Source organism: Thalassospira tepidiphila MCCC 1A03514, from assembly GCF_001662875.1.
In the GTDB taxonomy this organism is placed as follows: domain Bacteria; phylum Pseudomonadota; class Alphaproteobacteria; order Rhodospirillales; family Thalassospiraceae; genus Thalassospira; species Thalassospira tepidiphila.
In genome coordinates this window covers 15692-39612 of record NZ_JPVZ01000011.1, presented here as the reverse complement: position 1 = coordinate 39612, position 23921 = coordinate 15692, and the positions used below count along the sequence as shown (strand labels likewise).

Annotated in this window: 38 protein-coding genes; 28 read left to right on the top strand and 10 right to left on the bottom strand. The window is 56.0% G+C overall.

Features of this window, described 5'->3' with window-relative positions:
* Positions 1–26: 26 nt before the first annotated feature.
* The 10 genes from TH4_RS18130 to TH4_RS18085 all read right to left on the bottom strand — a co-directional run bounded on the left by TH4_RS18130 (position 27) and on the right by TH4_RS18085 (position 6226).
* Positions 27–944: a recombinase RecT gene (locus TH4_RS18130; RefSeq protein WP_064782245.1), complete on the bottom strand. Its 918-nt coding sequence runs from the start codon at positions 942–944 to the stop codon at positions 27–29.
* Positions 945–954: 10 nt separating this feature from the next.
* A complete protein-coding gene (locus TH4_RS18125) occupies positions 955–2103 on the bottom strand; it encodes an SAP domain-containing protein (protein ID WP_064782244.1) in 1149 nt (382 codons plus the stop codon).
* Positions 2100–2609 carry an HNH endonuclease gene (locus TH4_RS18120; RefSeq protein WP_064782243.1) on the bottom strand — a complete coding sequence of 170 codons (510 nt, stop codon included), beginning with the start codon at positions 2607–2609 and terminating at the stop codon, positions 2100–2102. The genes TH4_RS18125 and TH4_RS18120 overlap by 4 nt, the downstream gene beginning before the upstream one ends.
* Positions 2609–2989, bottom strand: a complete 381-nt coding sequence (locus TH4_RS18115) for a hypothetical protein (RefSeq protein ID WP_157097795.1) — start codon at positions 2987–2989, stop codon at positions 2609–2611. The genes TH4_RS18120 and TH4_RS18115 overlap by 1 nt, the downstream gene beginning before the upstream one ends.
* Positions 2976–3203, bottom strand: a complete 228-nt coding sequence (locus TH4_RS18110; RefSeq protein ID WP_064782241.1) for a hypothetical protein — start codon at positions 3201–3203, stop codon at positions 2976–2978. Before TH4_RS18110 ends, TH4_RS18115 begins: the two co-directional genes overlap by 14 nt.
* Before the next feature lie 118 nt (positions 3204–3321).
* Positions 3322–3513, bottom strand: a complete 192-nt coding sequence (locus TH4_RS18105; protein WP_064782240.1) for a hypothetical protein — start codon at positions 3511–3513, stop codon at positions 3322–3324.
* A complete protein-coding gene (locus TH4_RS18100) occupies positions 3510–3935 on the bottom strand; it encodes a hypothetical protein (RefSeq protein WP_064782239.1) in 426 nt (141 codons plus the stop codon). The genes TH4_RS18105 and TH4_RS18100 overlap by 4 nt, the downstream gene beginning before the upstream one ends.
* A gap of 33 nt (positions 3936–3968) precedes the next feature.
* Complete coding sequence (locus TH4_RS18095; RefSeq protein ID WP_157097794.1) at positions 3969–4610, bottom strand: hypothetical protein; 642 nt, start codon at positions 4608–4610, stop codon at positions 3969–3971.
* Between the two features lie 58 nt (positions 4611–4668).
* Positions 4669–4995 carry a hypothetical protein gene (locus TH4_RS18090; protein ID WP_064782237.1) on the bottom strand — a complete coding sequence of 109 codons (327 nt, stop codon included), beginning with the start codon at positions 4993–4995 and terminating at the stop codon, positions 4669–4671.
* Positions 4996–5599: 604 nt separating this feature from the next.
* Positions 5600–6226, bottom strand: a complete 627-nt coding sequence (locus TH4_RS18085; RefSeq protein ID WP_064782236.1) for a helix-turn-helix domain-containing protein — start codon at positions 6224–6226, stop codon at positions 5600–5602.
* A gap of 137 nt (positions 6227–6363) precedes the next feature.
* Here TH4_RS18085 and TH4_RS20720 point away from each other — a divergent pair, with 137 nt between their 5' ends.
* The 28 genes from TH4_RS20720 (at position 6364) to TH4_RS17955 (ending at position 23885) form a co-directional block, all read left to right on the top strand.
* Positions 6364–6597, top strand: a complete 234-nt coding sequence (locus TH4_RS20720) for a YdaS family helix-turn-helix protein (RefSeq protein ID WP_064782235.1) — start codon at positions 6364–6366, stop codon at positions 6595–6597.
* A gap of 232 nt (positions 6598–6829) precedes the next feature.
* Positions 6830–7333: a hypothetical protein gene (locus tag TH4_RS18075; RefSeq protein ID WP_064782234.1), complete on the top strand. Its 504-nt coding sequence runs from the start codon at positions 6830–6832 to the stop codon at positions 7331–7333.
* Positions 7333–7629, top strand: coding sequence for a hypothetical protein (locus TH4_RS18070; RefSeq protein WP_064782233.1), 297 nt, complete (start codon positions 7333–7335; stop codon positions 7627–7629). The genes TH4_RS18075 and TH4_RS18070 overlap by 1 nt, the downstream gene beginning before the upstream one ends.
* Before the next feature lie 415 nt (positions 7630–8044).
* The gene (locus TH4_RS18065; protein ID WP_064782232.1) at positions 8045–8533 is read left to right on the top strand and encodes an HMG-box domain-containing protein; all 489 of its coding nucleotides are present in this window, start codon (positions 8045–8047) and stop codon (positions 8531–8533) included.
* Positions 8534–8535: 2 nt separating this feature from the next.
* Positions 8536–8904, top strand: a complete 369-nt coding sequence (locus TH4_RS18060; protein WP_064782231.1) for a RusA family crossover junction endodeoxyribonuclease — start codon at positions 8536–8538, stop codon at positions 8902–8904.
* On the top strand, positions 8904–9116 hold the full coding sequence (locus TH4_RS18055; RefSeq protein WP_064782230.1) for a hypothetical protein: 213 nt from the start codon (positions 8904–8906) through the stop codon (positions 9114–9116). Before TH4_RS18060 ends, TH4_RS18055 begins: the two co-directional genes overlap by 1 nt.
* 59 nt (positions 9117–9175) lie before the next feature.
* Positions 9176–9694, top strand: coding sequence for a hypothetical protein (locus tag TH4_RS18050; protein WP_157097793.1), 519 nt, complete (start codon positions 9176–9178; stop codon positions 9692–9694).
* The gene (locus TH4_RS18045; protein WP_064782228.1) at positions 9691–10185 is read left to right on the top strand and encodes a helix-turn-helix domain-containing protein; all 495 of its coding nucleotides are present in this window, start codon (positions 9691–9693) and stop codon (positions 10183–10185) included. Before TH4_RS18050 ends, TH4_RS18045 begins: the two co-directional genes overlap by 4 nt.
* Entirely contained in the window at positions 10185–10739 is a 555-nt protein-coding gene (locus TH4_RS18040) for an MT-A70 family methyltransferase (protein ID WP_064782227.1), read from the top strand. The genes TH4_RS18045 and TH4_RS18040 overlap by 1 nt, the downstream gene beginning before the upstream one ends.
* Complete coding sequence (locus tag TH4_RS18035; RefSeq protein ID WP_064782226.1) at positions 10736–10951, top strand: hypothetical protein; 216 nt, start codon at positions 10736–10738, stop codon at positions 10949–10951. The genes TH4_RS18040 and TH4_RS18035 overlap by 4 nt, the downstream gene beginning before the upstream one ends.
* A complete protein-coding gene (locus TH4_RS18030) occupies positions 10938–11507 on the top strand; it encodes a hypothetical protein (protein ID WP_064782225.1) in 570 nt (189 codons plus the stop codon). Before TH4_RS18035 ends, TH4_RS18030 begins: the two co-directional genes overlap by 14 nt.
* A complete protein-coding gene (locus TH4_RS18025; RefSeq protein ID WP_064782224.1) occupies positions 11504–12697 on the top strand; it encodes an AAA family ATPase in 1194 nt (397 codons plus the stop codon). The genes TH4_RS18030 and TH4_RS18025 overlap by 4 nt, the downstream gene beginning before the upstream one ends.
* Before the next feature lie 358 nt (positions 12698–13055).
* The gene (locus tag TH4_RS18020) at positions 13056–13655 is read left to right on the top strand and encodes a hypothetical protein (RefSeq protein WP_064782223.1); all 600 of its coding nucleotides are present in this window, start codon (positions 13056–13058) and stop codon (positions 13653–13655) included.
* Positions 13656–13889: 234 nt separating this feature from the next.
* Positions 13890–14420, top strand: a complete 531-nt coding sequence (locus TH4_RS18015) for a hypothetical protein (protein WP_064782222.1) — start codon at positions 13890–13892, stop codon at positions 14418–14420.
* Positions 14421–15037: 617 nt separating this feature from the next.
* Complete coding sequence (locus TH4_RS18010; protein ID WP_064782221.1) at positions 15038–15265, top strand: hypothetical protein; 228 nt, start codon at positions 15038–15040, stop codon at positions 15263–15265.
* Positions 15266–15319: 54 nt separating this feature from the next.
* Positions 15320–15562 (top strand): hypothetical protein, encoded by a 243-nt coding sequence (locus tag TH4_RS18005; protein WP_064782220.1) that lies wholly within the window; start codon positions 15320–15322, stop codon positions 15560–15562.
* Positions 15562–15765: a hypothetical protein gene (locus TH4_RS18000; protein ID WP_064782219.1), complete on the top strand. Its 204-nt coding sequence runs from the start codon at positions 15562–15564 to the stop codon at positions 15763–15765. Before TH4_RS18005 ends, TH4_RS18000 begins: the two co-directional genes overlap by 1 nt.
* 1 nt (position 15766) lies before the next feature.
* Positions 15767–15934, top strand: a complete 168-nt coding sequence (locus TH4_RS20715; RefSeq protein WP_157097792.1) for a hypothetical protein — start codon at positions 15767–15769, stop codon at positions 15932–15934.
* Complete coding sequence (locus TH4_RS17995) at positions 15934–16179, top strand: hypothetical protein (RefSeq protein ID WP_064782218.1); 246 nt, start codon at positions 15934–15936, stop codon at positions 16177–16179. Before TH4_RS20715 ends, TH4_RS17995 begins: the two co-directional genes overlap by 1 nt.
* Before the next feature lie 115 nt (positions 16180–16294).
* A complete protein-coding gene (locus TH4_RS17990) occupies positions 16295–16957 on the top strand; it encodes a hypothetical protein (protein ID WP_064782217.1) in 663 nt (220 codons plus the stop codon).
* Positions 16938–18410 carry a terminase family protein gene (locus tag TH4_RS17985; protein ID WP_209272170.1) on the top strand — a complete coding sequence of 491 codons (1473 nt, stop codon included), beginning with the start codon at positions 16938–16940 and terminating at the stop codon, positions 18408–18410. Before TH4_RS17990 ends, TH4_RS17985 begins: the two co-directional genes overlap by 20 nt.
* A 2-nt stretch (positions 18411–18412) precedes the next feature.
* The gene (locus TH4_RS17980; RefSeq protein WP_157097791.1) at positions 18413–19306 is read left to right on the top strand and encodes a hypothetical protein; all 894 of its coding nucleotides are present in this window, start codon (positions 18413–18415) and stop codon (positions 19304–19306) included.
* 73 nt (positions 19307–19379) lie between these two features.
* Entirely contained in the window at positions 19380–19949 is a 570-nt protein-coding gene (locus TH4_RS17975; RefSeq protein ID WP_064782214.1) for a hypothetical protein, read from the top strand.
* Positions 19946–20077 (top strand): hypothetical protein, encoded by a 132-nt coding sequence (locus tag TH4_RS20980; protein ID WP_280806649.1) that lies wholly within the window; start codon positions 19946–19948, stop codon positions 20075–20077. Before TH4_RS17975 ends, TH4_RS20980 begins: the two co-directional genes overlap by 4 nt.
* A gap of 69 nt (positions 20078–20146) precedes the next feature.
* Positions 20147–21784, top strand: a complete 1638-nt coding sequence (locus TH4_RS17970; protein WP_064782213.1) for a portal protein — start codon at positions 20147–20149, stop codon at positions 21782–21784.
* Between the two features lies 1 nt (position 21785).
* Entirely contained in the window at positions 21786–22115 is a 330-nt protein-coding gene (locus TH4_RS17965) for a Bbp19 family protein (RefSeq protein WP_064782212.1), read from the top strand.
* Positions 22096–22872, top strand: a complete 777-nt coding sequence (locus TH4_RS17960) for a hypothetical protein (protein WP_064782211.1) — start codon at positions 22096–22098, stop codon at positions 22870–22872. The genes TH4_RS17965 and TH4_RS17960 overlap by 20 nt, the downstream gene beginning before the upstream one ends.
* 20 nt (positions 22873–22892) lie before the next feature.
* Complete coding sequence (locus TH4_RS17955) at positions 22893–23885, top strand: major capsid protein (protein WP_064782210.1); 993 nt, start codon at positions 22893–22895, stop codon at positions 23883–23885.
* Positions 23886–23921 lie beyond the last annotated feature (36 nt).

Genomic DNA, 23921 nt, shown 5'->3' with positions numbered 1-23921 from the left:
GTTGCAGCCTTGTCAGCGCCGTTTTGTTATGCTGCTTCTTGGGAAAGCTGTTCTTTTCGTTTGTCTTTGGCGGCGATCAGGCCATTGATCCGGCTGTCATCGCCAAGCGCGTTAATTCCCTGCTGCAAGCCCTTCCAGACGTGCGCGAGGTCAGAGACGTTCTGGCAGGTGTTAATCGTTTCCTGCGCCTCAATGAGCCATGCGCCGGGCTGTTCCGGATCGAATGCCGGTGCTTCGATATCGTGCCCATCGTTGGCCGGCTGTTCTTCCTGCGGCTGCTCATCGCTGTGGTCCTCAATCGCGGCGGCGTCGTCGCCATCGTCAAGGAACGAGGTTGAGGCCGGTTCATGCTGTACCGGGATATCCTGCACTTCCTCGGCAATGCCAAGGCCGCACAGAACGTCTGCGAAACCGTCACGTAGGGCAAGCGCACGCGCGCGCATCTGCAACATGCGTTCGGGGTAAGCCATCCATGGTCCGGGCTTGGATGCCAGCTTGGCGCGCTTGGCCTGTTCGAAACTGAACGTGCGGCGATATGGTTCTTCCTGACCGACGCGCTTGATCTCGCAAACAGCGGTCCAGTTATCTGTGCCGCCTTTGCCTTCGATGGTTTCTTTCATCCATTCGATCTTTCCGCTGCGCTGAACCAGAGCAATTGCGCCATCGCCATAGATCGCCGGGATGTTGTTGATGATGTAGATCGATTGCAGCGCCATCATCGGCGGCATGCCGATCTCAAGGCCCTTGGTGATGCACATGCACAGCTTGGCATGCACTTCTTGCGCGCTGCCCTTGTTGTAGCTGTTTGGCACCATACCCGCCGCGATCAGATCGGCGGAAAACTCGCTGATCTGCTGGCGGTTCTGCGGAATAACCGCATTAACCTTGGTCGCGGCTTTTGCCGTGGCCTTGGCCTGTTCAATCGTTGCAACTGCGTTCGTCATGATAGTCCTCCTATTCAAACGCCCAGATCGGGATTTCGTCGTCTTCGACATTCACCGGCTGCATGGCTTCGATATCGATCCAAGGTTCCCCCTGGTCGCCGAAACGGTCATAAAATTCACGGAACTGGCGCATGCCGATCTTCATGGCGGAACGGCCGCTTTCGATCAGCATCCGGTCACGCGGGATAATCCGGGCCCGCACCAGCGGGGCCTTGGTCGATTTCTGGAACACGAACATGAATTGATGTTCCGGCGTGGCGCAGCAATGCTTGAGCCAGTCCTGATCAACATCACCGATCACCTTGCCCGCCTTGACCAGTTCCTTCGCCTGATCCAGTGCTTCGCAATACACAGCGGCCTGAATGAAATAGCGGTAATTGGCAATCTCGCCGGTGATGGCGCGCTCGATGTTCTTCATCGACTTGTTGGCAAACGATTTCAGATCGATGATGGCCCGTGGTTTCAGGTAATCAATGCGCGACTTCATGCGAACGCCGGTTTCGCGATCGGTCCAAAGGATCGTGACTTCCGGATGTCCGCCCCGAAATGCCTTGCCCAAGGTCGGGTGTTTTTCGATAAACGCTGCGGCGTATTCGATGCGCTGCAGCTGATCAGCATGCAGAAACATCTTGCCTGCATGTTTCTTGGCATATTCCGAAACAACATCGTCCCAGATAACAGCATCCGGATCTGCGGCCTTGAGCCGTTCAATCAGATCAGGCTTGTTGCCTCCGACCTTTAGGCCAAGACAGGCAAGCCGTACCTTCAAGTCTGAAACCGTTTCGAGCGCGCCCGGGTAATCACCCTTGTTGAGGAACGGCGCAAATTGCCGGTCCAGTGCTTCACGGCCTTCCAGAATGCGTGCGTGATAGGCATTGCCCAGCGTCAAGCTGTCTTTTTCCTCGCGATCCGGCAGCGGGTTCATCCAACTGTCGTGCCAGAAGTCCTCGATGCTGGCCTGTGTCGCCTTGATACCGGATGCTGAAAGGCGTGGCTGAGCGTGATACACATCCTCGGCAAGACCGAAATACACACCGTCGCCATAGGCGTTGTCGGGCAAGGGGATTGGCTCCGCCTCCGGCATCTCGAACGGATCAAAGTCCGGCAGCGTGTTGTGCAGGGAGTCGTATTCCATCCCCGGTTCGGTGATTTGGGTCATTGCGCCTTCCTCATGCTGATCGCCAGTTCCAATTTGGCGCGTACATCCAGATGGCCTGCTTTCTGATTGCAGGCTTCGTGGGCCAGCATCATGTTGCTGAGTTTGTTGGGCCCGCCTTGCGTGATCGGAACAAAGTGTTCAATGGTCGCCGTTTCGACCGTCAGGCCACCCCCGCAAAAGGCGCATGTTTCGCCGTCACGTTCGATCAGCGACATGATTAATCCGTGCCGTTTTCGGTTGCCGCGTGATGGCTTTGTTTGCGCACGCCATTCCGAACCGTCGAGAAAGGCGCTCAGGGCCTGAGCGGCGCCATTGCTGGCGCTCGAAACCCAGTCCTTTTTGTTGCGATAAATCACACCCATGCCGCGAAACGTTGTGAACCTGATCAGTTCATAATCGTTGGTGGTGGCATGGATCTGACTACCGCGCGCCTCAAGCCATGCGACGAACCGGTCGCGCAGGGATTCAAAGTCTTTGACGGTGGTCGGATAGGCGCGCTTTCCCATCACTCAGCCCCTTTGGCTTTGGTGATGGCGGCTTGAATGATGCTCATCAACTCATCTTTGATCGGATAATCGAAAGACGGCTCTCCGGTATGGATGTTATCAACACTGGTACGCCCAAGAACGTTTTCCGGCAGGTGCTCAATTGACTTTTTCGCATCCTCCAACGCCCCAACCAGTTCAGTGATGAGGGTGTCACGCTTCTCGATCTCGACCGCGCATGTATGCAAAAGCGCCCAAGGTTCGTTGTGGGCTATTCGATGTTTGAGCGCCTTATGGACGCGCTGCAAAATGCTACTCATCACTGAAACATCCTTCTGTGACTTATCCATTTCCTGAATGGTCGGGTGAGTTTGTGGAATAGGGCGGTCATAGCTGGCCATCCATGCGGGCACGGGTTTCTTCGACGTGCCTTTCGTATGCCGGTTTCCATCTGAAATACGGTGCGCCAAGATATTCACGAACGTTTGATTTCATCACCTGAACGGTTCCGACCCGACGGCCGTCAGACATCCAAGCGCATGTCGCCACCGGCAGATGATCCGGCCACATGAAGCCTTCGATAAGGTCTTTGCGTGTTGCGATAACTGTAACCATCACACACCCCACTGTTTGAGAAATCTCTCGGCCAAGCGTTTCCGTTGCAGCGTGGCCGTTACATCGCAGAGGATCGCGTGGGCCTCTCGGCGGCGCGCCTCTATTACGGATTGAGGGATCATGACAGCCAGCCCGAAACAATCGAGACGATCTCGCGGCCTGCGTACAGGAATGCCGTGATGCCGATAAGCAGCGGCCCGACCAAGGAGAAGAACTTCACCCATTCATGACGCGGAGACAGTTCTGGCTCCCATTCGCGGTCATGTACTTCCGGCGTGTTGCGGATCGTGTTTTCGTTGATGTGGGTCATAACTGGCCCTCGGCTTTGGCGATCAACTCTTCAACGCTTTCAAGCGTGAATGACTTGAGGCGCGCACCTTCGTCATCGCCAGCAACACGATCAGCTTTGATCAGGTATTCAATTGTGTCGCGGAACAGTTTGACGGAAGACAGCAACTCATCTCGCTGTTCAAGCAACTGCTTGGGTGTGAGGCCGGTTTGGTTGGCGACGATAAAGCAGCCCCGAATAAACTCAGCGTTCTGGTAGCCTTGATCGACACCAGACGGATCACTTGGCGTTGACAAAGTGTACGCCCGTTCACCATCGTCAGGCGAAACAATGGCTATCACGTAATCGCCATCATCAACTCCTGCGTGCTTGACTTTGGCAGCGGTAATTTCACCCTTACTAATCTGTAGACCGCTCATAACCTGCTCCTTGCTGAAACTCATGACAACGCACCCGCAGATGCGCTGCGGTGAATGTCATTTTTTGGGTTCAAGTGTTTTGTTGATCGCTTCGAGAACGCGGGCCTTTTCTTCTTCGATGAACTTTTCATGGCTTGCGCGGACAGCAGTCTTGATTTCGCCAATAACCATCGAAGTCGCAGTTTTGATCTCTTTCTCAAAAACCTTCTCAAGGCACTGCTGGGCTATAAATGCGGCGCGCGGCATTCTGTTCGTCGAGTACACGTCTCTTGATGGTTTGCCACTCCGGTCAACCCATTCAGTCAGGTATTCGCGTCCGCACAGCCCGATGAATTCTCGCATTGTCACAGGCTCCTTGCTGCCAAATGACGGCATGATTGGCTGATCTATGATTTCAGCTGTGACCTTGCTTAGCGCTTCGTCGGCGTGCTTGCGCGTTAGCTCAACGCACCGATCCTGAATATCCTTCGCCAATTTTGTGTTGTTATGAGCGCCAAGAAGCTGCCGCGCTGCGGCCCCGATAATCAGGTCTTCCATGTCGGCAAGCGTGTACCCACGCATCTGAACGTGGAATTCCATTTTGTCGCCGGTCGCTTGTTCCGTGGCAGCGATGTCGCTGACCTCTTGCTCTTCATCGCCCCATTCGCCGTCCGCTTCAATTTCTGCGAGTTCGTCGGTGTCAATAATCTTGTCTGCCATTTCTATCTCCATTGGTTAAACCTCAAGAAAACCGGGCCGTGACCCGGCTTCGATCAGGTTAAATCGCTGCTTTAAGACTGACGTGTTGCGCGGTCATGTGACGTACCTCGGCGCGGTAATCTTCGCGGGCGTCTTCCTCGCGAATTTCATCGATGCGCGCCTGCAGATCAGAAATGATGTTGTCGCCAGTCAGGCCGATCATGTCGCTTTCGAAGTCGGTAAGGATTTCGCGCAGTTTGTCGGCAGCGACCGGGTCAATGGCGGAAGGCATAAGTTCGTATTTCAGGTTGAACATCGCCCGGACGAACTTGTTTTGCTCTTCCTTGATCAGCGCGATCTGCTTTTCGCAATCAACTTCATCAAGGTCGTAATAACTGTTGCTCATCACGCTCTCCTGTGTGCGCCGGTTGATTGATCTTGGCGCGGTTCTCGCTGTGATGAGGCGACCTTACAAATTTTTCTGTAATGCTGTCAACAAATAAATTTGTAATTGCAAATATGCGTTTTCAAATTTCTGCAAATTTCCGCAGAAACCTATACGAATGTTCCTATTTGTAAGAAGAAAAACTACCCAGAAGAGAGCTTGCTGGTGGGAAATGCGCGTGATTGTATGGAATCTGGCTTTTCCCGCGCAGCGGGAGAGGTCGTCACCTATGCCAGATGGTCCCTGGCACCGCTCGTATACGAACGCTCCCGCCTGACCGCGGTCAGGGAGCGTTGTAACGAAATATTAAAATAGCGGCATCCTTAAATGGGGAGGGACGTATGTCTGGCGGGCATCAGAAAACAATAAAGGTTCGCGTTCGCGCCGGGGAAGACGGCGGGGATCGGTTTCCTGTTGGTGAAAACATTATACTGCGCAAGGGTATAGCTCGTGGCTATACGTGGGGCCTTGTCGTCACAGATAAAGGTAAAAGAGCGATCCGCCCGATCAGGGAAATCACAGCGATGCTGTCTTGGCGGGACGTTTATACAATCATTGGAAGAGATCACATATCCCAAGAACCGGCGACCGTGTGCACATGTCGCACATCGTCGCGTGACAGGTGCGACTCCACGTCAGGGGTCAAGGTTCGTACGACAATATCTGCGCTGGAGAACGACACGAGCTGACGCACAATGGCAGTTCCGTCATTCATTTCTATCAGAACATTGCGGCGGGGCTTGAGTGGCAGGCCCGGAACGATCCACAGGACTTCACCCGGAAGATAGCGCGGTGCCATAGCCTCGCCATTTGCGTAAACCGCAAAGGCATGCCGGTTGCCAAGCAGCGGGCGCGGGCGGAACGTATAACCCTGTATGTCGTCACGGCCCTGATGCTTTGTCAGCTTCACGCCATCACTCATTCCGTCGACGCTTCCACGGATCGGCAGATCCTCTTTCATGACCGGCTCGGGCCAGGTCATTGGCTCGTCTTCCATGGCAAATGCATCATGATTTGTTGCGGGCTCGCCAGATCCGCGTAACAGCCAATCAAGGGAAACGCCAAGCGCTTCGGCAATTTCAGGCATCGATCGCGACCGCTGCGTGATGCCGCGCGTGATCGAATTGATGGTCTGCGGTTTCAAACCAACCTTGCGGGCAAGTTCGGACTCATTAAGTCCGGCCCGTTGCATTGCTTGGGTCAATCTAACAGCAAGAGTTTCCATTCCGTTTGTATCGCATATGGAACTTTGTCGCGCTCTACAAATTTTTTTGTTGACTTGCAAATCTGAAATTTGTAATTTGCAATTATCAACAAGGAGATTTGTAGATGGACCAGACGCCTCCCCATCAGACGGCACTGCAAAAGGCAATTGACCTGTGCGGAACGCAGGTGGAGCTGTCTCGCCGTTCTCAGGTCGGACAGCAGAAGATTTCATATCACCTGAATTCATCGAAAAGCATCCCGTATCACATTGCCCGTCAGATCAGCGAGGCGGTCGACGGCCAAGTGCCAATCGACGACTTCTTCAAAGAAATCACTGCGGAGAATAACGCCGCCTAACGAATTCCCGGCGCTGATTATCCCGCCGGGCATCCGCCGCCAGTCGGTTATCTGGCAACACGTCTCCCAGACGTGCCTCCCTGATTAACTAGGCCGGGACTGTTTCACTTCCCAAAACGTCGCAGTCCCGGCCCTTTTCGCGGAGCAGGTCCGGGGAGCAAACCGGACAAGACAGAGATTAACCAAGGGCCGTGTCGCGGTCCTGTGAAATCGAAGACAGGAATTCTCACAGATGACCAAGCAACGCAAAGCAGCCACGGAACACAAGGCCATCCATCTTGCCATCGGGCATTTGTCAGATGCCGATATTTTTGATGCCACGGGCAAAAGCACGTCGCTGTATCGCCAGTGTTCCGACCCGGACCTTTCAAGCCACAACATCAGTTTTTCCGATGCGGCGAAGCTGGCGGCCAAGCTGATTGAAACCGGCAATGCCGAGCATTTCAGCGAGGCCTTTGGCGCCATGGTGCGCGCCGGTTCCGGCACCGCAGCACCCGCCATTGATGACGTGGACACAATCGTCAGCACCTTGAACGGCTGTCAGATGCTTGCCGAGACCATCCGCGCCAGCAGGTGCCCGAAAGGTCCGTCTGGACATATCCGCACCCCGGCGGAGTGCGAAGCGATTATTTCCGCCGGTGCCGAGCTGATCGCCGAAGTTCAACGGGTCATTCATGCCCTTGAAGGCGAACGGTCCTGTAACGTTCACAGTCTCAACAAGAAGGAAGCAAGCTGATGTTTAACCGTCCCATTTTTGGACCGTCGATTGCCGAGGTGGCGATGCGTTTAGTGGAAGCTACGTCGATCGATCTTCCTTTTCATTTAACCGCCACAGAACCGGCTGCGCGTGACTTCCGCCGCCAAGCATTGAAGCCTTCGAAGTGGCGCGAATACCGGGCGCGTGAGCGTGAAAAGAACCGCGCAAGCATGAAGGCAATGGGCCTCGGTTCGAATGTCTTCGGGTGGCCGGGAACCCAACAGCCTGAATGGGCAAAAGCAAAGCTCGACCGCAAGCACATCGTCGCAATCTAACCACCAACAGGAGGCAGCAATGCACGGTTCTGACCCTCCGAAAGACGCAACCCGCCTTCACCGCTGGCCCATGGTGCCGGTCTGGTGAAACGGCAGAAACCCATCAAGCCGGTACCCGATTTGAAGATTGGGTCCGGCCTTTGGGGTGCCGACGTAGCGGCGAGACCATCTTCCTGCTGGCGCGACACAGCGGCCCGTCGCGGGGATAGCCCAACAGTGGCGAAAATAGATGGTCTCACCGGTGCGGCGGCATCAGGACCGATTGCGTTGCGAAACCTGAATAGCGGCGCATAGGCGGGCAATCCACAAAGTCCCGTTGGATGAAGTTGCGAAAGCTCTTTCCGCCAAGGCCGCACCACAACCGCCGAGTTTGGCGGGAAAACGAGCAAAGAACTTTCATTGAGGAGCAAAGAGAATGTCTGAAACACATGAAGAAGTGCCGGAGAACGAAGTCGGCGCCGTCGTTGAAACCCTGAAAGGTGATTACAGCCGGGCCGTCTGTGACTGGTTTCGCAATGCGCCCAAGACCTGGCAGGAAATGAGCGAAGACGAGCAGAAAGAATTCATCGCCCGTCTGTCGGAACATACCGAAAACCTGATCGGGCAGGCCATTCGCGCCATCGCCCGTCAGGGCCGCACCGTGATCGAAGCAAAACTCGATCAGGTGACGATTAAAGACGGCATCAAAGGTGTTGTGACCATGTCCCAGCACGCCGAGGACCGACACGCGCTTTATGACGCGCAAGGCCTTCCCGTTCTGATCGTGGTTGCCGGCTCAAAGAACCAGTACACCGGCGGCGATATGCCGCAGCCCGAACCGGACCAGCCGGACATGATCGGCGATGGCCAGCCTGATCTTGGCGACGAGCAGCCAGAGTTTCCTGAAGAAAACGAGGCGGCCTGATCATGACAAACGAGGTCCGGCTGGTTGTCTATGGCGAACCGGCATCAAAAGCCAACAGCCGCAAGATTGTCAAATTCGGCAATCGGCCGGCCTCGATCAAATCCGACAAGGCGCGAGCCTTTGAGGCATCCGTCAAGCAGCAGGTTCACCAGTTGCCCCGGCTGATGACTGAGAAGCTCGTGGCGTTCATTCGCATCTATTACGCCAGCGAACGCCCTGACCTTGATGAAAGCATCATTCTGGATGCCCTGCAGGGCCTGATTTACCGGAATGATCGGCAAGTGCGCGAGAAGCACGTCTATCACGACATCGACCGAAACAACCCCCGTTTTGAAATCGTGCTGCGCCCTTTGGTGAAAGGACTGGTTTGATGACCTTGGAACCCTTCGAAGAAATTGAACTTGAGCGCGCCTTGCAAGGTGAATGGGTGCGTCAGGCAGAAATCAGCGGTGACACGCAAAAGATCGCCGATGAACGGGCAAAGATGCGCAACATCACCTTGGCAGCGCTGAAATGCGAAGTTGCAGCGGGCCGCGTCGGCAAGGCCGATCCCGATTACGTCAATTCGAAGCGGGGTGGGTGATGGTTGTTCTATCGGCTCACAAAAACAGCAGATGTATTAACCCGGCGGTGATGGAGAAGATGACGGCGTTTGCCAAGACGCTTCTCGACAATGGCGGGTCGCGTGACAGCGTCCGCAAGGAATGCGCCGCGAAGTTCAACCTCACTGAACGTCAGGTCTCGGTGCGTCTCAAGAAATACGACATTGATGTAACTGTTGTTCCGAACGGGGCAAAGGGCGCGCTGTTTCTGTCGCAGGAAAAGCGTGACGCGATGGCCAGCGATGCCAAGGAAATGATGGCCGCCAGCGTTTCGCCGCTGAAAATCCGTGAAACGCTGGGCAAGCGCTACGGCCTGCTCGGGTCGTCTGTGGTGCGATATCTCAATTCCCGCCGGATCCATATCGATGATTCCGGATCGGAGAAATCGGTAAGCCAGACGCAGTGTGACATGCAGGTCGAACACAACCTGTTCGCCAAGGCCGCAGAGCTTGTGCCAGGGGCGCGCTACGACATCCATTCCGGCGAGTGCTTCATCGGGCGCACTCCGGTCAGCGGCCTTTATCTCATGAAGGAAGCGAAGCTGGAGCATCCGCAATGAACCAGATCAGCACAGGACAACGCGACTGGTCTGTCAGGCCGGATACGCCGCGTAACGCATCGCTTCGTAAAGCGCCAAGCTTGCTTAATCCACGTCGCGGCACGCCGTCCGGGGCCGTGCTTCCGATGGAGGCGGAGCTTAAAAAGGCAGCGCAACGGAAGTTTCCGACGACACGGATTATTTTCCCGAAGGGCTGTGACAGCGCCGTTCTGGCCGCCAGAGACGGTGCCGTTGCGCTGAGACAAACAGAGTTGCGCCTGTTTGTCGTGCTGGCCAATCACCCGAATGCCGGCATCCGCTCAGATATCGAAATCGCGGAAGTGCTTTGGCCGGATCCGGATGACATGCCGGATCATTGGGCAAGCGTTCTTCAAGTCACCGTTTCAGCGCTTCGCAAGAAGTTGCGTCAGGTAGGGTCAGAGATTGATATCTGCACAATCTGGCGGCGCGGCTATTACCTGCAACGCTCAGGAATGGAGTTGCCGCAGTGATGCAGTTCCCATCCCTCAAATACGGCGTGATTTATGCCGATCCGCCTTGGCAGTTCAAAACCTATTCCGACAAGGGATTGGAAAAGTCACCCCAGGCGCATTACGGCTGCGAGAGCCTTGATGAGATCAAGCGCATCCCGGTCGAATTTGCGGCGGACAATGACTCGGTTTGCTTTATGTGGGCGACATTCCCCATGTTGCCAGAAGCGATCGATCTTATGAAGGCGTGGGGCTTTACCTACAAGTCCGGCGGTGCGTGGCACAAGAAAACCAAGCACGGCAAAACCGCGTTTGGCACCGGATATGTGTTCCGTAGCGCTACCGAGCTTTTTCTTGTCGGCACACGCGGCAAGCCATCTATCAACAACCGATCCACACGCAACCTCATCGAGGCGCAGGTACGTGAACACAGTCGCAAGCCTGACTGCACCTATGACCTGATCGAAGGTCTGTTTGACGGCCCGTATCTGGAGCTTTTCGCGCGCCAGACAAGACCGGGCTGGGATGCGTGGGGCAACGAGGTCGGCAAGTTCGACGCGGAGGCGGCGGAATGAGCACACTTGATTTCATCCAGTCGAACTTTCCCAATTCCGCGATCCTGCCTTTTCTGAAAAAGAAAACATGGACGCCCCATGACGTGGCGGAAGTACTGCGGATCATGGCGTCGGAAGCATCCACCATCGATACCAGACTGGCACATGAACTTGTCGCGCTTTCGCGTGTCGCGGATACCAAGATTGAGGGGGATATCAATGCCCCTGTCTGAGTTCGCCAGAGCAGCCATAAACACAACAGCAGCACAAGATGGCTGGCTGATCGGCGAGGGTGTCGATCCCGCGTGGCTGTATGGCCGCATGGCACGGTACGGCACCACAAAGGCCAAGCTACATGACAACGGAACATGGGAACCGGACCCGAACGGCGTCGGCGTGATTGTCGTGCCTGAAATCCCTGTTTTGGGCAGTGGAGGAATCCTGTCGTTTGAGCGGGGTAATTTGATCGCCTGCGGCCCACGGCAACCGGGTCGCATGTTTCGCCGCGACGACACGCCGTGCTCAATGATCAATCCGGATGCGCCGGACTATGCCCGGCACTTTGACATTCCGCTGCACGTCTTTTCCGATCCGATCCGGTATCTGGTCGGAAAGCAGATGGGATGCGTGATCGTGGATTGGGACGAAATCAGCGCGTTTGCCCTGACAGGCCCGTCGCAGATCATTTGCGACACATTGGAAATAGCCGAGCAGATCGACCGGCTGTTTAAGGCGGCCCGCGCACCGGAAATCCACATACAACAAAACGAAGTTCAGGGGGCGGCATGAGCGACAAGACGGTATCCCTTGAAGAAGCAAGGCGGCAACAGCGTACAGAACACGCCAACGATGGGCCGCGCATGTCGCAGGGCCGTGTCGCCCAGAGCGTTGAGGCACGGGCGCGCACCGACGGCATGTTTTATGCCAGCTCATTACAGGGCACCAAACCAAAGCCGCGTGACTGGATTGTTCATAACCTGATACCGGACAAGGCCGTGACGCTGTTCTCTGGCAATGGCGGTATTGGTAAATCGACGGTGATGTTTCAGCTCGCTGCTGCGGTCGCTTCTGGTCGCAAATGGCTTGGTCGGGACGTGATGTTGCGTCGGGCGGCATATCTCAGCGCCGAGGATGACCGCGACGAGCTGCACCGCCGCCTTGACGTGATTAACATGCGCCACGACGCACAGCACGGTGATTATGAAGATCAGCTTATTCTCTGGGACAAGACCGGATCAGCAACGCCGTTCCTGTTTCGCGATAATGAAGGATGGCAGGAAAGCCCGTTTTTCTGCCTGCTGGCGAATGCCGTTGTTGATCTTGGTATCGGCCTGCTTGTCATTGACAGCATGTACAACTTTTTCGGTGGCAACGAACTGAGCCGGACAGACGCAACGGCCTTTATGGACTGTCTGCAAAAACTGGCACTGGAAGCCGAATGCGCAATCGTTGTGCTTTGGCATCCGTCGGCATCCGGCCTTGAAAGCGGCACGGGTACATCAGGATCAACCGCGTTTCGCAACCGCGCTCGCCAGATGCTTTACATGACCGGGCTCAAGGACGAGGAAGCCGAGGAAGACCCGGACGGCCGCCTTTTGCGCGTCGTGAAGTCCAACTACGGACCCAGCGGCTACGACGTGCGTCTGCGCTACGAGGACGGGTATGTCGTTGCCGAGGAAGAGCGCCAGGGCGGCTTGCTTGACCAGATCAGCGAGGATGCCAAAACCACATTCCGCCGCGAAGCATTCCTACACTGCCTCGATGTCGCGCTCCATCAGGGACGCCCGCCAAGCGATGCAAAAAACAGCCCCAGATACGCCCCGAAAATGTTTGCCGGCATGCCGGAAGGCAGAGGCGTTTCACGTCGTAATTTCGAGAAGACAATGGAAGAACTTTTCAGCCATCAGGAGATCATTGTCGGGTCGCTTGTCGGTCCAGATCGGCACCCGATCAAGGCGATTGTCCGGAGGGAAAAATGATCAATTTCGGCGCAAAAATATCTGCGGGAAGTGTGCGGGAAGTGATTTCTGAAATGTGCGGACATCCCGCAAGCAAATTGTTGATTTTGTTGCGGAAAGTGAAGGTGCGGGAAGTCTTTGCGGGATGTCTGCGGGAAGTGCGGGAAGTTGGGTCGCAAGTCATTGATATTGCTGCGGGCAGTCTGCGGGCGGGAAGTCCCTATAGATATTCTATCTATACCCGGTGGCTCTTCGGGAGCCGCCACCGGTTTGAAAGTGGAGTTGGGATCGATCCTCAGACACACAGCAAGACACCATCGAAACCCCGTCTTTTGCCTCATGGCCACGCACCGCAATCGGACACAGAAAGGAAATTGGGATGACTGACACGACGAAACATGACGACAAGCTGATCGAAGATGTGGCCCGTGCGATTTGGGATTGCAGCGAAGACGAGATGACATTTGATGACGCCAAAGCCTTCAGGGATGGCTTCGGGGATTCAGCTTACCACTTCACTATCGAACAGGCGCAAGCGGCGCTGGCTGTGATCGGGGAACCGAAAATTGAAGATTGGATGATGAGCAACCCAGATGTCCGCGCTTCGAGCGAACGAATGATCAAGATCGGGAAACGGACCACTCCGATTGAAGGCGTGCCAGATTTGCCAGAGCTTCAACATCTGGTTTCCGATGTCAAAACGATGTTCCTGGCATTCGAGGCGGAGCTTGAAGACCACTCGAAACACAATTCCGCCTGCGCCGATGAGAACGACACACTGCGCGAAGAGGTTTCGATGCTGGAAAACGCGGCGAAAACCCAATCCGCCGAGATCGAACAGCTGCGGGTGGCGCTACGTGATCAAGTGATCGGATGGACCGAACTGCTCAAGCTTGAGGCGTTGCCAGAACGCGAACGTTGGGGCGCGCAGGAAACTTTGCGTTCCGCGAAAAGAGCCCTGAAAGGCGGTGCAGCGTGAGCATGGAACAGTGGCAGATTGATGCCTTCGCAGCGGCTATCAGGCAAAGCGCAGAGCCGGGATTTGAACTTTCCGGCTTCGCGCCATACACGCCGGTCACGGTGTCGTCGAAGACTATTCCTCTGCGTGAAGTTCCTCAAAAACCCTCTCGGCTATCACGCCTCATAAATTTCCTCAAACGCGCCACACGGGCAAATAAACCAACCTGACGTAGATTTAAATGCAGGAGCAGACATGGCGGAGCAAGCCACCGATACAAAGCAGAAGTTTCGACCGGTCCTGATCGATGATGAACAGGACACCGTTGCCGATATCGTCAAGATCAGTGAGGGGCGTACCAAGCAGGGCGTGACACGTCGCAAGCAGGACAGGCGGTTGTTTGACGCGATGGAACGCAGCGCACTGCCATGTGAGCGGGCGTTTGAGCGCATCGCAAAGGGCTATCTCGTGATCACGGGGCAGGTCAGGGTCAAGGTTGCGCGCCTTGGCGTGGACATGGATCTGATCGTGGGCAAGGGCGATGAGGAATCATACCAGGAACACATCAGTACCCTGAAACGCGATTATCTCGAATGGGCAGAGCGTGTCATGGGTGCCGTTGATCATCCCGACCGGTTCATTCGTCACGCCGCAGCCATCGAGATCATCGGGGAAGGCAGGTCTGCATCCTACGTTGACGAAACCCGCAGAAAGCGCAAAGGTTGGGCGATCAACAACCTTGTCGAGGTGTTGGAAGAGTTTTGCCGGTTGAAGAGGTGGGGATGATGGCTGAAAGTCTTTATAATCGTTTCTGTGACGCGTTGAACTCAGGTGAGTACGCGGATAATTTCATTATGAGCCTTCCGTCTCACGTTAGGGACGAGCTTTTCCCGGATTTTAAGCCCAAACCAAGAACCCAAGTCGAACACCCTGAGAACAAAACTTGACCTCGGGGGCAATTTGTGCCATGAAATCTGTAGAGTTTAGGAATTGCGTCCGCTGGTCGGGCGCTTTTTGATTCGTGCGGCAAGTGTGGCGCTTTAACCGAAGTGAGAGAGCCCGGTCGTTTAGATTGCGCACATGCCCGGAGCCGCTCAGGGTCCGCACGAAAACCCAACATCTGAATGCGGCCATAGTCGTGTAGTAGGATGTTTCCGGCTGGTGGCATCCTTCGCCCGCGACGGTGGGATGATGAATTGTCGCCAGCCCTTTATTCAACGACCAGAAGGTTTCCACTTTGCCGCGTTGCATTGTGACAACTCTGGCCGATAACCCGCTTGGAGCAATCCGGGCGGGTTTTGTAATTCTGCGGGATCGTTTCCCTTGTTTCGACAAGAAAACCCTGCGGGCACAAGAGGGCGGGTGGCTTAGGCTGCGCTGCCCTGTTTCTTTTGGAGCGAAAAATGCCTGAGAAGAAATGGCCGAACTGGCGAGATATTAAGTTTCGCCCATACTTCTATCGCAATGTTGAGCGTGCAAACTGGCAGTGTGCGATGGGCATTCACATCCAGATCGGCGGGACGATCTTTGGCATTTCCGATATGAATTGGAAAAACCGCATTGACGGCAGCCCTCGGAAGAATCCACGTCTTCTAGTTCGATTGTTTGACCCGGCACTTCGCACCGCTTGATGTTCTCCATCTGTTCCGCTATCTGAAAGCAGGGACAGGGCCAAGAGGTCCGACATGGAAGAACTCGACAACACCGCGATAGGGACCATCTGGAACCATCGCGAATATGCCGCGATAGGCTGCGAATGCCGGTGCGGACGCAAACGAACCGTCAACCTGTGGCGCGACCTCTGCAAGCACAACCACGGAATTAAAACCCTTAAACAAATCAAGGAAAGGCTCCGCTGTTCAAGCTGCGGCGACAAACCGGCTGTTGTCCGGTTGCTGCGCTATGAGGAATTGGCGGGGTGGAAGTGATGGCGATTGCGGATCGTATTTTGAGCGGAGCAAAAGAAGTCGAGGCTTGGCCGAAATGGAAGCGCGAAGCGTTCGCTAAGGCCGGACGACACAACGAGGTCTGCCTTAATGAGCAATATGATCGGGGTTATGTGCAGGGAACCGGAGACGACATCGTGCGCTTCATCTCCTGCCCGTGCCCGAAATGTTCGGTGAGTAACTGAGATGGAACCAGCCTTCACCATGCGCGACGAGATCGCGGATATGCTGTCTTCGCTGGCAGATGAAGGCACGGAAATCGACACCGGACGGACCGGGAACGAAGGAACGATCTGGATCACGGTCGATGGTGAACAGTTCTGCATCAATGTTGAGCATCAGGCGGTGAAGTGATGGCCGATGTTATCCAGTTTAACGCAGCCGAAATCGGAGACGGCATTACCGTACCGGTTGACGGCGTGCTTGAAGGCGCAAAGTCCGCTGATCTTGTTGCTGTGACAGTGATCGGATGGACCAAGGACGGCGAGCAGTACATCGCCAGCACACACGGCACCAGAGACATCATCGCCGATATCGAGATGGCGAAGGCTCAGGCCATCGGTGCAGAGCTGGTCAAGATTTACGGCGAGGACGAATGACATGAAATTCGCAGCCGTCTTCATCATCCTGGCATGTCTCGCAATCATTGGCGCCGCGATTGGCGCTATTCGTTTTTTCGGCAGATATGATCCGTGGCAGTAAGGGCGCGGTGATGTGGCAAAACCATTCAAGGAACGCATTCCAAAACCGGACGACTTTGTTCCGGAAACCCATTTCCCCGATGACTGGAAGCGCAAGGCGTATCGCGGCAAGCCACGGTGCCCGGCATGGAGCAAGCAAAGCGGGGCGCAGTGCCAGCAAGTCGCGGGGCATCGTGTAAAGGACAAGCACGGTGACAGCCGGGGCGGTGAAGTCGGGTTGTGTTGTGCCATTCACGGCGGCGGGTCGAAGGGATCGCCAAAGGGAAGGCCAAACAACGTGCAACCTGATTTGAGAAACAGCAAGTTTATCCGGGTCGAAGACCTGCCGATGCTTGAGAGTTTCGCGGCGATGACGCCCAAGGACAGGGCGGACCTTCTGGCAAACATTATGATGTTGCGCGCGGCCAAGACGCTTGAGGCCGAAAAGAAGGAGTCCGAGGAAAACGAAAGCACGGCCACTGAGAAGCAGCCGATCTATGACGCACGCCTGATCGAACTGGCACGAGCGGCCGACCGTTCCCTGCGCACCGTGGCGTCGTTCCTGCAAATGGAACAGGGCAAGCCGCCGGGCGGAGATGGTGACGATGACAGTGGGACTAACGAGAGCCGAACTGAAACGGCGTTTGAGTTGTTTGAGCAGCTCGCAGAAGATGGAGATGGCGAGGAAGATAGCTAACCGTCTCTGGATGCCGCATTCCGTGCCACAGCTTATGGCAATGATGACGCCGGCGGCACAGATCGGATATGGCGGGGCTGCTGGCGGCGGCAAGACAGACACCATGTTGGGCCTGTCGTTCCTTGAGCATCAAAGATCGCTGATCCTGCGCCGTGAAGCGACACAGCTCAACGGCCTTGTCGAGCGGTCGGTCGAGATTATCAGGTCCGACAAATTCTTCAACGGATCGAAGAACATCTGGAAGCTGCCAGATGGCAAGCGTATCCGGTTTGGTGGTCTGCCAAAGGCCGATGACTGGATGAAATACCAGGGGCAGCCGAACGATCTTCTGGCCTTTGACGAGGCCGCGAACTTTCTTGAAAGTCAGGTTCGCAATCTGATGGCGTGGAACCGGTCTGCATCCGGACACCATTGTCGGTTGTTTCTTGGCTTTAACCCGCCGACCACGGCAGAGGGGCAATGGATTGTGGCCTTCTTTGCGCCTTGGCTGGATGACGGGCACCGCAAACCTGCTGAACCGGGGGAAATCAGGTTCTTTGCCATGATCGACGGCAAGGAACAGGAATTTGAGACAGACGAGCCTATCGAGGTTAAACGCGGCGAACATATCCGGGTCATTCGGCCAAGGTCGCGCACATTCATTCCGGCCCGTGTCGAGGATAACAGCTTTTTGATGGATACCGGGTACGCAGACACGCTGGAGGCCTTGCCGGAACCGCTGCGTTCCATGATGCGTGACGGCGCGTTTGGTGCTGGCCTTGACGATGACGTTTGGCAGGTTATCCCGACGGAATGGATCAAACAGGCCCAGGCGCGCTGGACGGAGCAGAAGCCGAGTGACGCGCCGATGACGACGCTTGGCGTTGACCCGAGCCGAGGCGGGCGCGATGAAACGGTGATGTCACCGAAATATGGTGTTCGCTATTTCGGGGAGCAGGTCGTTATTCCGGGCACCGGTGCACCAGACGGCCAAACCGTTGCAGGACTTTGCATTGCGAATGCACAAAAAGGAACGCGGATCGGCGTTGATGTGATCGGCATCGGGGCGAGTGTTTACGACCACTTGAAAGACCTTGTCGGTGATCGCGTCGAAGAACTGAACGGGGCTTCGACCCGTCGCAGCGAAGGCAAAACAGACAAGTCCGGTCGGCTTGAGTTCAAGAATGACCGGGCATACGACCACTGGATGTTGCGCGAGGCGCTTGATCCGAAATCGGGCATGGAACTCGCCATTCCGCCAGATCGGGCCTTGGCCGCAGATTTGGCAGCGCCGCGTTGGAAACTTAGCGGCGGGAAGATACAGATCGAGGAAAAGGCAGACATCAAGAAGCGCATCGGTCGCAGCCCTGACAGGGGTGACGCACTGATTGATGCGCATGCGACGACGCCTGTTTCAGTCAAGCCGCGCTCCAACACGGAACGCGCCGAAATGAGTTACGAGCCGGAGTATTAATCATGTCGATCAGTGGTGGCGGCGCTTGGGGCGGTAGTGATGCGCTCAATAACGGACCGCAGGGGGATCGTGGCAGTGATAGAGCTGGTCAGGGCCCTAAACGCAACGATGTTAACCTGAGCGGAGGCAGCCGTCGTGACACTAACGCTCCGCAGGGGGATCGTGGCGGAGAGGGCGTAACCTCGCGTCAAGGAAGCCTGTCGATGCGCGCTTCTTTGGCCGAACTGAACCGCCGTGATCGCGCCGCTGTTGCTGCACTTGGTCCAGACGGCCGTAATGTGAATGTAGCGTCGGACGTGTTCAACGATGACGAGGAAGGCATTAATTCAATCAGCGAGGCCATTGGCCGGTTCGGGTCATGGGTACAGGACCGGTTCGGGGCTGGTGCGCCGGGTGGGTTTGCGAAGTCTGATGCCGCGAATGGACTGGCGACGGCGGCAGGTTTCGCTTTTGGTGGCCCGGTTGGTGGTGGGCTAGCCGGTGGCGCTCACGGCATGTATTCGGCAGCGCCGGGCAGGCCGAACACTATCGGGAATGTTGCGCGCATGGCGTCTGGCGTGCCGGGCCCGGTTGGTGGCATCGCAACGATTGCAGGCCTAATTGACAGTGCGGTTGATCTGGATGAAGGTATCGCTCTTGATGACCTTCCCGCCGGTTCGCCAGCAACAGCAGCCGCGCAATCATTGAATAGCGTCGGCCTTGATGATTTTCCCGGCGGGCGACAGAATGATGATCCGCGCATCATTACTGGAACATCACAGCCAGCCAAGGCAAGAACATCAGCGAAAAGCGCTGTCGCATCGAATGTGGCGCGGAACAAACGCCGCACGTTCAGCCCTCTGAATCTGCGTTTCGCAGCCCTTCGCGGCGTCCCGACCGTTGAAGAATTGCTGTAGAAAACGGGTGCATGAATTGGAATAGACGCCCTTTGGTTGAAATGGCATGATCTTCGGATCAAGGAGTAAAGCAATGATCCGTAATCTGATTGCCATTATCGCCGTTTCGCTTGTCGCGGCTTGTTCCGCCGTCAGGGCACCGTCGGACGATGGGCCGCTTACGTTCAGTCAGTCCGATCTGGATGTTGTGACCAACGCGGTCAACAAGGTTTGCATCGATAACATGAATGACGCGCTTGCTATGACCAGAGCCGTTCGTGACCTTGGTGGCTATGACGCGCAACGTGAGATGGTTCGCCTTGATGGCAAGGTGGTGCCGCTCAAGCATTACCGGATCGATAATGATGGCCGGTATTTGACCGCTATTTCGTTCTATGGCGATGGTGGGGCGTGCGGCGCAAGCTATGCCGCAGGATCGCTGCCGAACGAATTGATCTATCGCGACCTCAATATCGTGATGTTTGACGGTACGTTTAAACGCACCAAGGCAGGCTATGTCGACGCGCCGCGATACGGAGTCAGCCATCTTGAAGTGGTTCAGGGGCGTTCGAACTTCGATATGATCATGGTCATGAATGCCGATATGTGGCGTTCGCACCAGAACGCGACTGGCGCACCGGACGTGGCCGGGATCGAAAAATGAAAGCCGTCATCTGGATTGTCGCAGTCGCGATAGTTGCCTCGACGCTTTGGGGGATGTTTGGCGCGCCGCGCAAGGGCGGCAGTTACGATAACTGCGTAGGTTCGGGATATACCAAGACCTGCGACTGACGAAGACACAGAGATACACTGACACAAGGCCGTTCCTTTTGGGGCGGCCTTTTTCTTTGGGAAAACGCAATGGCCGATTCACTGGCAAATGACATCATCGGTGCGGAAAACCATCTGCGATCCGAGCGCAGCGACTTTGAGGCGATGTGGCGCGAAGTAGCGGCGCAGAACGATCCGCTGTCGCCGTTCAACGGCACCGGTGACACCAGTGTTGCGAACCGTGGCAGACTGGCAAAGCAGTTCAATTCGCGGCCCAGTCTGACATTGCAGCGTGCCGCATCGGCGGCAACGTCGCTTTTGGTACCGCCCGGCAGCAAATGGCACGGCCTGAAACCGGTTGATGAAGAGCTGGTCGATAATCAGGAGGCGACCAATTATTGCGAGAGCATGCGCCGGTTGCTGTTTTCGTGGCGTTATGACCCGAAGGCGAACTTTCAGGGCGCATTTGGTCCGGCCTATCGCGAGCTGATGAACTATGGCACGCCGTGTGTCCATATCGAGGAACGCTTTGGCGGCGATGCGCCGTTCCTGTATCGCTTTGTTCCGCTGTCGCAGGTCGTTTTCTCGGTCGATGAAACGGGCGTTGAGGACACGGTTTATCGCAAGTTCGCCATGACCGCGAAGCAGATGGCGCAGAAGTTCGGCGAAAGTAAACTGAGCCAAGCCGCCAAGCGTGCCCTTGATGATCCGAAGCTGCGCGGCGAAAAGCACTTTGACGCCATTCATGCGGTCTATCCCAAAACCAGCGACAAATCGCGGTTTGCCTATGACAGCGTCTATATCGATGTTGATGGCAAGAAGGTCATGCAGGAAGGCGGCACCTATGAAATGCCGTACCTGATGAGCAGCTTTGGTCGGGTCGATGATCATCTGCCTTACGGCTATGCGCCTGGTCTTTTGGCGCTGGCCGCGATCAAGGGCGCACATCATGCCAAACGCCTGTTCCTGCGTGCCGCGGAAAAGGCCGTTGATCCGGTCATGGGCGTGTCAGACGAGCACGAAGGCACGATTAACATCAATGCCGGGTCGCTGGTGCGCGGCGCGTTCAACCGGCAGGGTCGCCAGCTTATCGGGCCTATCGCCATGGGCGGAAACCCGAACCTTGGCAATGACACGTTTGAAATGTTCTCGGCCGATATCGACGCCTGCTATGGAATGGATCTGTTCGCCGCGGTGATGAATAAGCCGGACATGACCGCGACCGAAGTTCTGTCGATCATGGAAGAGCGCAACAACTTCCTGTCACCAACCTTTGAAAATCAGGAAGCAATGCTGGGCCGTTGCATCGCGCGCGAGATCAGCATCGTCAACCGCAAGGCCGAAAACGGCGAGATCGATTTGCCACCGATGCCGGACGTTCTGCGTGACGGCGAAGGTATCGATCTTGAATTCACCTCGCCACTGGCGCAGTTGCGCAAGGCCAAACAGGCACAGGCCAACATGCAGGCCGGGCGCGCCGTGGGTGAGCTGGCCCAGTTTAACCCGGCTGTCAGCGATACGGTTGATTGGGACGAGCTGGCCTATCAGGCCGGTGATGCGTTTGGCGCAAGCCCGACAATCTGGGCCGACAAGAAGGTCGTGGCAGCGACCCGCGAAGCACGCGCCCAAGACGCGCAACGTCAGCAGCAGCTTGAGCAGCAATCGCAACAGGCAGAGCAGGTCGCAAAGATCGCTCCTGCCATGAAGATGATGGAAGAGGGCGCGTAACATGAACCTGTTCCCGTTTGTCTTCTGGCCGCACATCAAAAACCCGATCAAGGCCATGGGCCTGATGCGCAAATATCGCCGTGTCTTTGGCGGCGAAGATGGCAAGGCCGTGTTGAAAGACATCCTTTTGCAGGCCGGTTATGGCGGTGTCACACCGCATGGCGGCCCTGTCGAGCGCAACGAGGGAAAGCGTGAGCTGGCCGCGCATATCCTTCTCGTTCTTGGCCTGACCGAGGACGAAATGGCGGCCTATCAGAAGGAAGCCAACCGACTTCAAACCGAGTTCAACCAAGCACAGATGGAATTAACCGATGACCGATCAGGCTATTGACGCCGGTGCGGGGCAGGAAGCCGCCCCGGCACCCGAAACCACGGACACCGAAAACAATACCGCCGCTTCTGATGATCAGGGCGGCGGTATTTCGTTGAAGCTGCCAGATGATGGCGGTGATGCACCGAACCCGGAAGCTGGAGACGGAAAGCCAGCCGAAGGTGGCGAGGGCGGCGAAGAAGCCCCGGCGATCCCGGAAGGCTATTTCAAGCTGCCGGGCGACGACGCGACCGACGAAGAACGTGCCGCGTTCCGTGCCGCGATTGGCGTTCCGGAAACCGCAGACGGTTACGGCGATGCTGCCGAAATGATCAAAGGCATTGAAGGCCTGCCCGAAGGGTACGAGCCGACGCCGTGGCTCAAGGAACTGGCGCACAGCCAAGACCTGCCGCAGTCCGCCTATGAGGCGCTTGTGAAGCGAGAGGCCGAAGGCGTTGCCCAATTCATGGCAGAAACCACCAAGGCCGCAGAAGCCGAGCGCAAAGAAGCCGCGAAAGGCCTCAAGGCCAAGTATGGCGACAAGACCGCCGAGAAAATGACGCTTGGCCAACGCGCTCTGAACGAGCTTGGCAAGGACTTCGAAGGCTTTGGCGAGTTCATGGCCAAGAACGGTCTTGATCAGCATCCGAAATTTATCGAATTCGCCATCCGGCTCGGTGAGCAGTTTGGCGAAAGCGCCTTTGTCGACGGCAAGGGCGCAGATCCGAAGGCCGGCCAGTCTGCCGCCCAACGAAAATACCCGTACATGAACCCCTGATTTGAAAAGGAGCTTTAGCTATGGCTGAGGGCGTTCGCACACTGGCTGAGTGGGGCCAGTTTCTTGATCCCGACAAGAAGACTATCGGGACCATCATTGAACTGCTTGCGCAGACCAATGAAATTATGAACGACATTCCGTGGATGGAAGGCAACGAGATGGCGGGTCATACCTCCATCATCCGAACCGACCTTCCGGAAGTAACCCTTCGCGGCCTATATCAGGGCGTGAAGAAAACCAAATCCGGTATCTCCAAGGTCACGGACCCAACGGCAATGATTGCCGCGCGTGGCGAAATCGATATCGATCTTGTTAACCTGAACGGCAACTCTGCGTCTTATCGCATGCAGGAAAACCAGTCGTTCATCGAAAGCATGACCCAAAAAGTTGCAGAACTGCTGGGTTACGGCAACAACACCCTAAACAAAAAAGAATTCCACGGATTTGCTCCGCGGTATCCATACAAGGACAGCCCGAACGTTGTCGATGCCGGTGGCAGCGGAAGCAATTGCGCTTCCATGTATGCTGTTGTGTGGGGCGTTGACGCCGCTTGCGGCATCTTCCCGAAAGGAACCAAGGCTGGGATCGAAGAGAAAGACCTGGGCGAATATGACGCCTATGACGAGAACGGTGATCCGTACCGTGTTGTCGGGGATGAATACAAGTGGTTCCCGGGCCTGACCGTCAAGGACTGGCGTTGCGTGTCCCGCGTCTGCAACATCGATGTGACCAAGCTTGACCTGTCGCCGGGTGATAGCGGCTACATCGATCTGCGCAAGGCCACGATCAAAGCCAAAAACAAGATCCCTGGCACCAAACGCAGCCGCATGATCTGGTATTGCCCGGAGCCGGTCATGTCGATGCTTGAAATGCAGGCAGGCGATCCGAAAAACGTCCACCTGCGTTACGGGGAATGGCAGGACAGTAAGAACGTCCTGTTCCTGCATGGCCGTCCGGTGCGTCAGGTCGACGCACTTCTGACAACCGAAACTGCACTGACCGCAGCACCTTAATTGGTGCTGCGTCGTCCTTTTAACTCCAAGGAGTAA